This is a genomic window from Bradyrhizobium sp. Kon56 (assembly GCF_055807635.1).
The window spans coordinates 1-285 of the sequence record NZ_JBVVOU010000368.1 but is presented as its reverse complement, the minus strand read 5'-3'; the positions used below and the strand labels follow the sequence as shown (position 1 = coordinate 285).

Here is a 285-nt window from a genome sequence, read left to right as displayed (position 1 = left end):
GGCGAAGCCGACGCTCTGGTAGGCAACGCCGGAGCTGCCGAACATCGAGTAGCTGCCGCCCGCCAGGTTCTGGAAGTTGTAGCGGGATGCGCCGTCGGTGTAGACGCCCTGGATGTTGATCACGTCACCCGCACCAGTCGGGATGTTCTTGATCGACAGAGCGAGCTGAGCAGCCCAACCCCACTTGTCGTCGGGATGGCCAGTCGGCTCGGTGGCGCCGTAGTAGGCAACGTGGTTGTCATGCGCAGCGACCGACGCCTGGAACAGACCCCAAGCCTGGTCGAC

General features: G+C 64.2%; 1 protein-coding gene. It reads right to left on the bottom strand.

Annotated features, from left to right (window positions below; all coding sequences use genetic code 11):
• Positions 1–285 (bottom strand): porin (locus AC0L3B_RS39335; protein ID WP_473383174.1); only part of this gene is annotated, 285 nt, incomplete at both ends.